At 72.9% G+C, this 11235-nt stretch carries 13 protein-coding genes; 4 read left to right on the top strand and 9 right to left on the bottom strand.

Annotation, left to right across the window (positions count from 1 at the left end):
- Positions 1–65: 65 nt before the first annotated feature.
- Genes PT931_RS12765 through PT931_RS12740 form a run of 6 tightly spaced genes read right to left on the bottom strand, consistent with a single transcriptional unit; the run spans position 66 to position 5815 of the window.
- Entirely contained in the window at positions 66–1427 is a 1362-nt protein-coding gene (locus tag PT931_RS12765) for a DUF11 domain-containing protein (protein WP_456245940.1), read from the bottom strand.
- Positions 1428–1467: 40 nt separating this feature from the next.
- Complete coding sequence (hpt, locus tag PT931_RS12760) at positions 1468–2019, bottom strand: hypoxanthine phosphoribosyltransferase (protein WP_363725186.1); 552 nt, start codon at positions 2017–2019, stop codon at positions 1468–1470.
- A gap of 26 nt (positions 2020–2045) precedes the next feature.
- On the bottom strand, positions 2046–2984 hold the full coding sequence (gene tilS / locus PT931_RS12755) for a tRNA lysidine(34) synthetase TilS (RefSeq protein WP_456245939.1): 939 nt from the start codon (positions 2982–2984) through the stop codon (positions 2046–2048).
- Positions 2981–4000, bottom strand: a complete 1020-nt coding sequence (locus PT931_RS12750) for a zinc-dependent metalloprotease (RefSeq protein WP_456245938.1) — start codon at positions 3998–4000, stop codon at positions 2981–2983. Before PT931_RS12750 ends, tilS begins: the two co-directional genes overlap by 4 nt.
- Before the next feature lie 4 nt (positions 4001–4004).
- Positions 4005–4583 carry a phosphoribosyltransferase gene (locus PT931_RS12745; protein ID WP_456245937.1) on the bottom strand — a complete coding sequence of 193 codons (579 nt, stop codon included), beginning with the start codon at positions 4581–4583 and terminating at the stop codon, positions 4005–4007.
- Positions 4580–5815, bottom strand: a complete 1236-nt coding sequence (locus PT931_RS12740) for a D-alanyl-D-alanine carboxypeptidase/D-alanyl-D-alanine-endopeptidase (RefSeq protein WP_456245936.1) — start codon at positions 5813–5815, stop codon at positions 4580–4582. The genes PT931_RS12745 and PT931_RS12740 overlap by 4 nt, the downstream gene beginning before the upstream one ends.
- 340 nt (positions 5816–6155) lie before the next feature.
- On the opposite strand from PT931_RS12740, the gene PT931_RS12735 reads away from it, so the two are divergent.
- Both PT931_RS12735 and PT931_RS12730 read left to right on the top strand, forming a co-directional pair.
- Positions 6156–6689: an inorganic diphosphatase gene (locus PT931_RS12735; RefSeq protein ID WP_363725176.1), complete on the top strand. Its 534-nt coding sequence runs from the start codon at positions 6156–6158 to the stop codon at positions 6687–6689.
- 55 nt (positions 6690–6744) lie between these two features.
- A complete protein-coding gene (locus PT931_RS12730; RefSeq protein WP_456245935.1) occupies positions 6745–7560 on the top strand; it encodes a phospholipid scramblase-related protein in 816 nt (271 codons plus the stop codon).
- A gap of 139 nt (positions 7561–7699) precedes the next feature.
- Here PT931_RS12730 and PT931_RS12725 read toward each other — a convergent pair whose 3' ends face one another.
- Genes PT931_RS12725 through PT931_RS12715 form a run of 3 tightly spaced genes read right to left on the bottom strand, consistent with a single transcriptional unit; the run spans position 7700 to position 9115 of the window.
- Positions 7700–8470, bottom strand: a complete 771-nt coding sequence (locus PT931_RS12725; RefSeq protein ID WP_456245934.1) for a hypothetical protein — start codon at positions 8468–8470, stop codon at positions 7700–7702.
- Positions 8463–8816 carry a hypothetical protein gene (locus PT931_RS12720; protein ID WP_456245933.1) on the bottom strand — a complete coding sequence of 118 codons (354 nt, stop codon included), beginning with the start codon at positions 8814–8816 and terminating at the stop codon, positions 8463–8465. The genes PT931_RS12725 and PT931_RS12720 overlap by 8 nt, the downstream gene beginning before the upstream one ends.
- A complete protein-coding gene (locus PT931_RS12715) occupies positions 8813–9115 on the bottom strand; it encodes a YbaB/EbfC family DNA-binding protein (RefSeq protein WP_456245932.1) in 303 nt (100 codons plus the stop codon). Before PT931_RS12715 ends, PT931_RS12720 begins: the two co-directional genes overlap by 4 nt.
- 223 nt (positions 9116–9338) lie before the next feature.
- On the opposite strand from PT931_RS12715, the gene PT931_RS12710 reads away from it, so the two are divergent.
- Positions 9339–10010, top strand: coding sequence for a response regulator transcription factor (locus PT931_RS12710; protein WP_456245931.1), 672 nt, complete (start codon positions 9339–9341; stop codon positions 10008–10010).
- Complete coding sequence (locus PT931_RS12705) at positions 10007–11206, top strand: HAMP domain-containing sensor histidine kinase (RefSeq protein WP_456245930.1); 1200 nt, start codon at positions 10007–10009, stop codon at positions 11204–11206. The genes PT931_RS12710 and PT931_RS12705 overlap by 4 nt, the downstream gene beginning before the upstream one ends.
- Positions 11207–11235 lie beyond the last annotated feature (29 nt).

The following is an 11235-nucleotide window of genomic DNA, read 5'->3' as shown; positions in this document are numbered from 1 at the left end:
CCGGACCTCACTCCGGATATTTGACGGTACACCGTGCCAGCCATCAACACGGAGTGGCTAGCCGGCTAGTGTGTGATCGCGGTCACTCGGACATTGTCCCCCGGGTCGGGATCCAGGGTCGACGAGCCCACGCTCGCGGCGTTGGGCGCCCTGTCCCCCGGGGGCCGCTGACCCTCCGGCCGCAGGGTGACCACCCGCTGGACACTGGCGCCGGTCGGTAGGTCGCCGAGCGCGCAACTGAGCAGGTGACCCGAGAAAGTGCAGCCAAACAGCGGTTCGGGGGTACCGAGGAAGGTCGGCACCGTGTCCCGGAGTACGACGGCCTCGGCGGTGGACGGGCCGTCGTTGGTGACCGTCAGGGTGTACCGCCAGGCGTCGGTCACCGCGAGCGCGCTCATGATCTTCAGGTTCGCCGCTGGCGTAATCCGCAACGCCTGCGCGCGGCCCGTGGCGGTGCGCGTCAGACTGGGCAGATAGTCCGGAGCGTACATAACGGTCGCGGTGGGGCGCAGGGTCTCCCCGCCCGAGGCGACCTCGGCCCGCACGCTCAGGGTCGCGGTGCTGGTGGTTCCGGCGGCCATCGCCCCGATCGGTACCCAGATCTGGCCGTTGCGGCGTTCGCCGGAATTGTCGAGCACCGTGGTGTGCGCCGGGACGGCGGCGACCAGCCAGACGTTGGTGACCCGGGAGATGGGCGCTGCCGAGACGGTGTACGTGTAGGTGATCCTCGCGCCCGGTACGACCGGCTCGCCGGCGATCGCCAGCCGTTCGGCCTCGGCGGTGACGGCGACGGTGACCTGGGGCAGCGTGACGGCCACGGCGGCGTACACCGCGCCCACCCAGCCCTCGCCGGCCACCCGCAGCAGGGCTTCACCGGTCAGGTCGAACGCGTCTCCGGTGGCCACGGCCCGGCCGTCGACGGTGCCGGCGGGCGTGCCGTAGCCGATCCAGCCGACCTGGGCCCGGCCGGTGCGCAGCGGCAGTTCGGCGGTCTGGGCGAGCCCGTCGGCCAGGGTCACGGCGCGCAGCGGTTCGCCGGCGGCGGCGTAGACGACGAGGAGGGTCCAGCGCGGGGCGGCGACCCTGTACATGCCGGGGCCGGCCTGGCGGACGAGGGCGGTGACGTCGGCGGCGCCCTGGTGCCCGCCCGGGTACGCGGCCAGCTCGCCGGCCACGGAGGCACCCGGCTTGCCGGGCGCGGTGACCGAGACGGTGCCGACCGGGACCTCGGCGGACCAGTACAGCCGGGCGTAGCGGACGGTCGCGCCCTGGGCGAGCGCGAGCGGCTCGGCGGGGGAGGCGGTGGCGAGGCCGCCCGCGACGGTGGTGGAGTACCGGAGCGCGACGGCGCTGGCCGGGTCCGCCGACGCGGGGGCGGCGCCGCACGTGAGAAGCAGACAGAACACGAGATAGTGCGTTTTCAGCATGCCTACCCCCAAGCTAGAGGTAGGTCATACATTAGGGGAACTAGCGGGAATAAACCTCAGGTTTGAGAACTCCGACAAACGGGAGCTCCCGGTACCGCTCGGCGTAGTCCAGCCCGTAGCCGACGACGAACTCGTTCGGGATGTCGAAGCCGACGTACTTCACCGGCACGTCCACCTTCACGGCGTCGGGCTTGCGGAGGAACGCCACGACCTCGATGGACGCCGCGCCCCGGCTCGCCAGGTACCGCAGCAGCCACGACAGGGTCAGCCCCGAGTCGACGATGTCCTCGCACACGATCACGTGCTTGTCCGCGATGTCGCGGTCGAGGTCCTTGAGGATCCGGACCACCCCGGAGGAGGTCGCGGCCTGGCCGTAGGAGGAGACGGCCATGAACTCCAGTTCGGTCGGGAGCGGGAACGCGCGGGCGAAGTCGGCCATGAACATGACCGCGCCCTTCAGCACGCCGACGAGAAGCACGCCGTCCCGGCCCGCGTAGTCAGCAGCGACCTCTTCGGCCAGCTCCTTCGTGCGCTCTTTGATCTGTTCCTCGGAGACGATGATGCGTTCGATATCGTCGGCGTACCAGCCCATGTGGTTAGCCTGCCGGATGACCGAGGTCACTCCCCCACCGGGGTCGCCACGATCCGCCCGGCCCGCCGCGATACGGGCAGACCGCCCGGCAGCTGGGTCGGGCCCTGGCCCTTCCATGCCGTGACCAGGGCGTCCAGCGCGTCGAGATGCCGTCGGGTGAGCGCGCCGCCGGGGACACCGAGGGACAGCGCCCAGCGCCGGAGCACCCGGCTGCGCAGGGCCGGGCCGAGCCGGGCCAGATCCTCGACGGCCAGTGACTCCCCGAGCGGGAAGCGCCCGGCCTGCGCGTCCAACTCGGCGCAGTCGGCCGCGACCAGGGCGGCCGTGTTCGCCAGGTTCGCCACGACCTTCTCGCCCAGGGTGTCGACGAGCTCGCGGACCCGGGACCGGGCGTACCGCGCGTCGGTGTTGTGCGGGTCCTCCCACGGCGCGGGTTCCAGCCCCGCGCAGGCGGCCCGGACCACCGCCCGGGGCAGGTCGAGCAGGGGCCGGGCGTACACGCCGCGGCGGGCGGGCATGCCAGAGATGCCGCGCGGGCCGGAGCCGCGGGCCAGGGCGAGCAGGACCGTCTCGGCCTGGTCGTCGCGGGTGTGGCCGAGGAGCACGGCGGCGGCCCCCGTCTCGGCGGCGACCCGGGACAGCGCCCCGTAGCGGGCCGTGCGGGCGGCGTCCTCGGGGCCTGCCCCCACGTGCACGGTGACGGTCTCCACCAGTACCGGATCAAAGGATTTCGACGCCCAGGCGGCCAGCGCCGCGGCCCGGGGGCCGGAGCCCTCCTGGAGCTGGTGGTCGACCGTGACCAGGCCGATCCGGAGCCCGGCGCGCGGGCCCTCGAAGGCCAGGGCGGCGGCGAGCGCGAGGGAGTCGGCGCCGCCGGAGCACGCGACCAGCACCAGCCCGGCGGACGGCAGCGCCCGCCGGACGGCGACCCGCACGGCGGCGACGGCCGGCGGCGGACCGGTCACGAGACCCGGGCGACCCACGCCGCCGGATCGGACAGCTCCTCGACCCGGGGCAGGGTCTCCGGGGAGGTGAAGATCCGGTTGAAGCCGGCCATCCCGACCTGGTCGACGACGGCGGCCACGAACTGCCGGCCCTCCTCGTACTGCCGCATCTTCACGTCCACGCCGAGCAGCCGGCGGATGAAGCGCTCCATCGGGTTGCCCCCGGACCGGCGCTGGGTGAACTTCGCGCGGATCTGCTCCACGCTGGGCACCACCTCCGGCCCGACGCCGTCCATCACGAACTCCGCGTGCCCCTCCAGCAGGGTCATCAGCGCCGTGAGCCGGGCGACGACCACCTTCTGGGCGGGGCTCTGCATGACGTCGAGGATGCTGGTCTTCTCGTCGGAGAGCGCCTGGAACGCCCGGCGGGCCCGTTCGGAGAACGCCTCCCCGTCCAGCTGGGAGGCGTCGGCGAACGCGTGGATCTCCGCGAGGAAGTGGTCGCGCAGCCACGGGACGGCCGTGAACTGGGTCCGGTGGGTCACCTCGTGCAGGCACACCCACAGCCGGAAGTCGCGCGGGTCGACGTCGAGTTTCTGCTGGACCTCGGTGATGTTCGGCGCGATCAGGAGCAGCTCGCCGGGGACGCCGGAGAAGACCTCGTACTGGCCGAGGACCTTGGACGACAGGTACGCCAGGACCGTGCCGGCCTGCGCGCCCGTGACCTTCGCGCCGATCAGGTTCGTCAGGAACCCGGGCTGGTGGTCGGTGATCCGCGGCGCCAGGGTGCCGAACAGGTTCTTCAGGCCCTCGATGTTCACCGCGGCCCAGTCGGCCCGGTCCACGACCCGCACCGGCGGCAGGTCCCCGATCGGGTGCAGCCCGGTGTACCCGGCGACGTGCGCCGCCGCCTCGTCTGTCAACCTGCGCAGCTCGGAGACCGTCTCCGCCGCCACCGCGTACGTCACCTTGGGCCCGGAACCACCGAGTGTCGCGGCGGTCGAAGCGGCCAGCTCCCAGTCCACGAACTGCGTCATGGAACTAACGTAGCTCCTCCCAGCGGATCAGGGCACGGACGCCGAGTTCGGGATATTCCTCGTACGCGGTCACCGCCGACACGCCCAGCCAGGTGGCGCCCGCCCGCTCGACGAGGACGCGGGCAGCCCGGGCCTGGGTGCCGGTCTCCACCAGGTCGTCCACGAGCAGCACCCGGTCGGCGGGGCCGAGCGCCTCGGCGTCCAGGGCCAGCACCTCGTAGCGGCTGATCGGGGCGGTGTTCAGGGCCGAGACCAGCTCGCCGGGTGCCTTGCGCAGAGCGACGAACCCGATTCCCAGGTACGCGGCGACGAGCGGCCCGAGCATGTAGCCGGAGGACTGGTTGCCGGCGATGACGGTGGGCCGGACCCCTCCGGGTGCCGCGGCGGGCGGCCGGGCGTCGTGCAGCGCCGCCAGGGCCGGGCCGAGCGCGCCCAGGATCTCGGGGTCGCGCCACCAGGCCCTCAGGTGCAGGAACCCCTCCCCGACGAAGACGGCCCGCTCCCGCAGCAGCCGTCGGATGTCGGCGAGGAAGGCCGCCCTGGCGGCGTCCGGGCCGGGCGCCGAACCGTCCGGCAGGGTCACAGCTTCGCCAGCTGGCCCGCGGCCTTGTCGATCGCCGCCCGCGCCCCGTCCAGCCCCGGCGACGCGTCGCACAGCACCACGAGGACCACGGTGCGGCCGCCCTTGGTCGTGACCAGCCCGGCGAGCGCGTCGACCCCGGTGAGCGTGCCGGTCTTGGCCCGGACCGCCCCGGTGCCGTCGGCCGTCGGCGGGTAGCGCGGGTCGAGCCCGCCGGAGAAGCCGGCCACGGGCAGGCCGGTGAACAGGAACCGCAGCTCGGGGTGGTCGGGCTTGGCGGCCCGGGTGAGCAGGCTGCCCAGGTACCCGGCGGAGACCTGGTTCTTGCCGGACATCCCGGAGCCGTCGACCTGGCCGGTGGGCGGGGTGAGCCCCAGCCCGGCGACCGTCTCCTGGATGCCGGCCATCGCGCCCTCGAAGGAACCCGGCTTGCCCTTGGCCAGCGCGACCTGCCGGGCGAGCGCCTCGGCGAGCACGTTGTCACTGCGGAGCAGCGCGATCTCCACGAGCCGGCCGATGGTCGGGGACAGCACCTTGCCGTACTCGCGGGCTCCGGGGTCGGCCTTGCCCAGGGTCACGGGCACGGCCCCGCCGACCAGCTTCGCGAGGGCCCCGCCCGCCGCGATCGAGGGGTCGGGCTGCCGCTTGGAGCCCTCGCCGGCCGGGTCCTTCGCCTCGAACCGGCCGCCGTCGACCGCCACCGGAACCACGGTGTTGACCCAGCTGCCGACGTCGGCGGGTGCCCAGCCGGGGGCGGTCCCCGGGCCGGTGAACGCGGAGTTGTCCACGGTCACCTTGGTCAGTGGCTGCCCGGCCAGGGCCGACTTCACCTGGTTGGCGAGGTCGGAGAGCTTGGCCGCGCCCGGGTAGGCGCCCGCGCCGTCCAGGGACAGGGTGACGTCGCCGCCGCCGACCAGCACGATCTCGCCCGGCTGGGCTCCGGCGACGACCTTGGTCTCGATCCGGTAGTCCGCGCCCCGGGCGGTCAGGGCGGCGGCGGCCGTGGACAGCTTGATCGTCGAGGCGGGCACGGCGAGGGTGTCGGCGCCTTTGTCGTAGACCTTCTCGCCGGTCTCCAGGTCGAGCACGACCGCGGTGACCTTGGGGCCGAGCCGGGGGTCCGCGAGGGCGGTCGCGAGGACCTTGGACACGGCGTCGGCGGTCAGCGGCTGGCCGGCCCGCGCGGCGGCCTCGAGGACCGGGGCGGGCGACGGCTCGTTGGCGAGGCCGGGCATGAAGGCGACCGAGGCTCTGGGCGCCCACGGCCGGAGTGCGACCGCTGTCCCCGCTCCGGCACTTATCAGGAGGACTGTCGCAAATGCGGCGATCCATTTTCCTTTGCCGGATTTTTGTTCCACTGTGGGCGGGTTTGCCGCAAGCACGGGCGCGACGGACTGTGAGGAGCCGTACACTGTCCCCGTCGGGGGCCGCGCATCGTAGCGTGCCCCGGACACGGGTGGCTCCGAGCCCGTCGCTTGTGTGCTATGCCTCCCCATGAGCCCCCACTTTCTGCGTACGCCCAGCCTTACACGAGACTAGATTGGATAATCAGCGATGCGCGACAAGGGAGATGGCGTGGAGTTCGAGGTAACGATCGAAATCCCCAAGGGTCACCGGAACAAGTACGAAGTTGACCACGCCACCGGTCGCATCCGCCTCGACCGTACCCTGTTCACGTCCACCCAGTACCCGGCCGACTACGGCTTCATCGAGGGTACGTTGGGTGAGGACGGCGACCCGCTGGACGCGCTGGTCCTGCTCCCCGAGCCCACCTTCCCCGGCTGCCTGATCCGCTGCCGCGCCATCGGCATGTTCCGCATGACCGATGAGAAGGGCGGGGACGACAAGGTCCTGTGCGTGCCGGCCAACGACCCGCGCCAGGAGCACCTCCGCGACATCAACCACCTGCCGGTCTTCGACAAGCTCGAGATCCAGCACTTCTTCGAGGTCTACAAGGACCTCGAGCCCGGCAAGAGCGTCGAGGGCGCCAGCTGGGTCGGCCGGGTCGAGGCCGAGGCCGAGGTCGAGGCGTCCCGCAAGCGGCTCGCCGACTCCGGCGGCCACGAGGTGCCGGTCGCCCCGAACGCGACCCCGCTCGAGCACCCGTAAGCATCTGGTCAACGGCCCGCCTCGACACTTGAGGCGGGCCGTTACCCTTGCCGCCATGACTACCCCAACCCCTCCCGGCTGGTACCCCGATCCGTCCGGCACCACAGCCCAGCGTTGGTGGGACGGCCAGAAGTGGACCGAGCACACCCAGGGCCAGAGCGGCGGCGCCCCGGCGAAGCCCCTGGACTGGGAACTGTCCGTCGACGGCCAGCACAACCCGGCCAGGATCGCGCAGCAGGTCCAGCAGGGCGCCGGAGTCGTGCCCACCCAGCAGGGCGGCGGCTCGCTGTTCACCGAGCCCGTGCTCGTCGTCAACCAGAAGACGAAGCTGATCGAGGTCAACAACGAGTACTCGGTGTTCGACCAGCAGGGCCGCCAGCTCGGCATGGTCGTCCAGGTCGGCCAGAGCACGCTGAAGAAGGTCGTCCGGTTCCTCGGCAACTACGACCAGTTCTTCACCCACAAGCTCGAGGTCCGCGACAACGCCGGCCAGGTGCACCTCCTGCTCACCCGCCCCGCGAAGATCATGAAGTCCCGGGTCATCGTGCAGCGCGGCGACGGCCAGCAGGTCGGCGAGATCATCCAGCAGAACATGATCGGCAAGATCCGGTTCGCGCTGATGTCCAACGGGCAGCAGGTCGGCGAGATCCGCGCCGAGAACTGGCGCGCCTGGAACTTCTCGATCGTCGACCACACCGGCCAGGAGATCGCCCGGATCACCAAGACCTGGGAGGGCCTGCTCCGCACCGCCTTCACCACGGCCGACAACTATGTCGTGCAGATCCACCGGCCGCTCCAGGACCCGCTGCTCAGCATGGTGGTGGCCTCGGCGCTCACCGTGGACACGGCCCTGAAGCAGGACGACCGCTAGACCCTTTTCCGGGTACGCCACGCGGGCGGCCGGCCCGTGCGACCCCTGCGGCGTGCTCCGCCCGGATGGGCACCACCCGTCCGGGCGGCGACGTCGGAGGGCGGGGCGCTCCGGGGCGTACCCGTCGAGGTCTGGCTGGTCAGGTGTTGATGGTGAAGCCGCGGCCGGGGGCCGACGGTGGCAGATCGGCCGGGAGGTAGGGCGACTCGGTCAGGCTGGTCGCCCACGCCGCCGGGTCGAACGGGGTCACCACGGCCAGCACCAGGTGCCCCACGTCGGCGGCCGCGCGGACCACCTCGGGGGCCACGAAGCCGTCGGGCAGCGCCGTGCGGATCGCCACCGCCTCGGCCGACCCGATTGCGGCGGCCACCGCGTCGGCCATGTCCGACCGGAGCGCGAACATCCAGTCGGAGACCTGCGTCGCGTACTCCGCCGTCGCCTCCGCCCTGGTCACCAGCGCCTCCTGGTGCGCGCGGAGCCCCGCCCAGTGCGCGCCGAACGCGACCGAGGCCGGGCCGGCCCAGTCCACCGGGGCGTCCGGCAGCGCGGCGGGGACGGGTGGCGCGGTCAGGGGCGGCCGGAGCGCGGCGGCGAACTCCAGCGCGCCGCCGGGCAGCACCCCCCAGCGGGTGATCAGGGGCAGCACCGGGTGGCCGGCGGGGGCGCCGCCGTCCGCGAGCAGGCGGTCGACCCTGGTCAGGAGGTCGCGGCCGGAGACGAGGAGCCGGTCGAGCACCGCCGACTGCCGGCGGTCCATCCGGTGCCGGCCCGAACCGAGGATCCGGCCGCCGTGCGCGGCCCCGGAGAAGCCGCGGCCCGGCGTGCCGCTCGCGTCGACCACGGGTGTGGACCGGCCGGCGTGCGGCACCTGACCCGTTCGGCCGGGCCGGGGCGGGAGGAGGTCAGCCATCGAGGGTGTCCGTGGTCGAGTAGCGGTCGGTGGCCGCGCGCAGGCTCTCGGCCGTCGCGGCCAGTCGGGCCCGTTGGCCGACGTCCTCGGCGGCGCGGGCGGCCAGGGCGGCGGCCCACTGGGCGTGCACGGCCCGGCCCAGCTCGCCGAGGCCGCCGGGGGCGCCGCCACCGAAGTCGTCCGGGGACGGCGGGTCTGCCGGACGCCCACCGGAGCCGGGGTCGGGGCGGGTCCCGGAGGCCTGACCGTTGCCGGTCGGGGCCCCGCCAGCTCGGGAGCCGTGGCCCGGGCCGACGTCGAGGTCGAACGTGGCGATCAGCGCGGTGGCCAGCTGGTCGGGGGTCATCGGGGCACCAGGGGCGGGTACTCGCCCAGCTCCTGCGCGCGGACCTTCTCCCGGGCCCAGGTCGCCGCCTCGCCCGCCGAGCGCAGGGTCTCGAGGATGTCGGCGCGGCTGACGCCCTCGACGGTCACGGCGCGGATCTCGCCGTCCGCCGAGACGGTGACCTCGACATTCCCGTCGGAGGAGCGCACGATCACCTCGACGGCGCGGACCGCGCGCTCGTACGCCGCCTGGCGGGCCTCGATGCGCTCATAGCGCGCGACAGCCTCGTCGGTCCAGGCCGTGTCGTACTCCGGGGGCATCGATCGTCCCTTTTGGATGGCGAACATTTGCCATCGGACATTACCTATGAATGATCTCCTTGGGAAGGGAAAGGTGGAGACATGTCCGGTGCGCGACTCCGGGGTGCCCGTGGGGCGGGTGGGGCCACTGGGATCCGGAGGTGCCCGCCGGAAGCATGAGCTGGCCGACAGCCTCCAGGAGTGGTCCACAACTTCTCCACACGGAGGTACTACGGTCAGTCCCGTGAACCAACGTCGTGTCCTGGTCGTCGAGGACGAGCCGACCATCGCCCAGTCCGTCGCGGCCCGGCTGCGGGGCGAGGGCTACCTGGTCGACATCGCGGCGGACGGGCCGTCGGCGGTGTCGGCGGCGGCCGCGTACCCGCCGGACATCGTCGTGCTCGACGTCATGCTGCCCGGGTTCGACGGGCTGGAGGTGTGCCGGCGGATCCAGGCCGAGCGGCCGGTGCCCGTGCTCATGGTGACCGCCCGGGGGGACGAGACGGACATGCTGATCGGGCTCGGGGTGGGCGCGGACGACTACCTGACCAAGCCGTTCAGCATGCGGGAACTGGCCGCGCGGGTCGCCGTACTCCTCAGGAGGGTCGACCGGGCCGCCAGCGTCGTCCCCAGGCAGCTCGGGCCGCTGCGGATCAACGCGGCCGAGCGCCGGGTGTTCCTGGAGGAGTCCGAGGTGCACCTGACCCCGACCGAGTTCGACCTGCTCAGCAGCCTGGCGTCCCGGCCGAGGGCGGTGCACAGCCGGGAGCAGCTGCTGTCGACGGTGTGGGGCTGGTCGGACGCGTTCGCGAGCCGGACCGTGGACAGCCACATCAAGAGCCTGCGGCGCAAGATCGGCGCGGAGCTGATCCGCACGGTGCACGGCGTCGGGTACGCCCTGGAGATCCCCCGGTGACCACCGGCGTCGGAGCGGCCGGTGCCGAACCGGGCCCTCCGGCGGCGGAGACAGGCCGCACCGGCCACCGCGCGGCGACCGGCCGCGGCACCGTGCCGGCGCTGCACGCGGCCGGACATGCAGGTCAGGGCCTTCCGGGGCAGCCCGTGGACGTCACCGGATACCGGTCCGGGGAGTATCCGCTCACCCGGCGCAGGGCCGCGGCGCAGTGGGCCGCCGACTGGCTGCGGCTGGTCGTGCCCCGGCCGTTGGACCCGGTGCACTCGATCAAGATGAAGATCGGCATCCTGGTGGCCGCCTCGATCGGGGCGGCGGCGATGGTGTTCTACTTCGGGGTCAAGTGGCCGATGCGGTACACCCTGTGCAGTGCCCTGGTGGTGGCCCTGGGCGTCACGCAGGTCATCGCGCACGGCATGACCTCCCCGCTCCGGCAGATGACGGCCGCCGCGCGCGCCATGGCCCGGGGCGAATACGGGCAGCGGGTCCGGTCCACGTCCCGGGACGAGGTGGGCGAGCTGGCCCGGGCGTTCAACCAGATGGCCCGGGACCTGGCGGCGGCCGACCGGCAGCGCAGGGAGATCATCGCGAACGTCTCCCACGAGCTGCGGACCCCGATCACAGCCCTTCAGGGGGTACTGGAGAACGTCGTCGACGGCGTCTCCGACCCGTCCACCCTCCAGGCGGCGCTCGCCCAGACCGAACGGCTCGGCCGGCTCGTCACGGAACTGTTGGACCTGTCGCGGCTGGAGGCGGGCGCCGTACCCCTCAACCGGGTCTCGTTTCCAGCGAAGCCCTTCCTGGAGGAGGCCGCCGCCCTGAGCGCGGCCGTGGTGGACGCCCCCGAGGACCTGGTCGTCACCGCCGACCGGGAACGGCTGCACCAGGTCGTCGCCAACCTGCTCGCCAACGCCTACCAGCACGGCCCGGCGGACGGGCGGGTCACGATCTCGGCACGGCGCACGGGGGGCGCCGTGCTGTTCGAAGTCACCGACGAAGGGCCCGGCATCCCCGTCGACCAGCGGGAACAGGTCTTCGAGCGGTTCATCCGGGGCGAGCGGGCCATCGGGGCGGTCGCGGACGGCGGCACCGGGCTCGGGCTCGCGATCGCCCGCTGGGTCGTGCAGTTGCACGGCGGGACGATCGCGGTCGTCGGGACGGATCCGGGCTGCCGGATCCAGTTCACGCTGCCGGCCTGACCCGGGGCCGACCGGAGAACCGCCAGGCA

This window comes from Longispora urticae, from assembly GCF_053902585.1.
The sequence above is the reverse complement of the archived record's forward strand: the minus strand, read 5'-3'. Positions and strand labels throughout refer to the sequence as shown.

Bases quoted from the DNA above. Each gene is read 5' to 3' on its own strand.
- PT931_RS12750 (WP_456245938.1), bottom strand. From the start codon at position 4,000: ATGACGCAGTTCGTGGACTGGGAGCTGGCCGCTTCGACCGCCGCGACA.
- PT931_RS12730 (WP_456245935.1), top strand. From the start codon at position 6,745: ATGACTACCCCAACCCCTCCCGGCTGGTACCCCGATCCGTCCGGCACC.
- PT931_RS12720 (WP_456245933.1), bottom strand. From the start codon at position 8,816: ATGACCCCCGACCAGCTGGCCACCGCGCTGATCGCCACGTTCGACCTC.
- hpt (WP_363725186.1), bottom strand. From the start codon at position 2,019: ATGGGCTGGTACGCCGACGATATCGAACGCATCATCGTCTCCGAGGAA.
- PT931_RS12765 (WP_456245940.1), bottom strand. From the start codon at position 1,427: ATGCTGAAAACGCACTATCTCGTGTTCTGTCTGCTTCTCACGTGCGGC.
- PT931_RS12740 (WP_456245936.1), bottom strand. From the start codon at position 5,815: ATGCCCGGCCTCGCCAACGAGCCGTCGCCCGCCCCGGTCCTCGAGGCC.
- PT931_RS12715 (WP_456245932.1), bottom strand. From the start codon at position 9,115: ATGCCCCCGGAGTACGACACGGCCTGGACCGACGAGGCTGTCGCGCGC.
- PT931_RS12725 (WP_456245934.1), bottom strand. From the start codon at position 8,470: ATGGCTGACCTCCTCCCGCCCCGGCCCGGCCGAACGGGTCAGGTGCCG.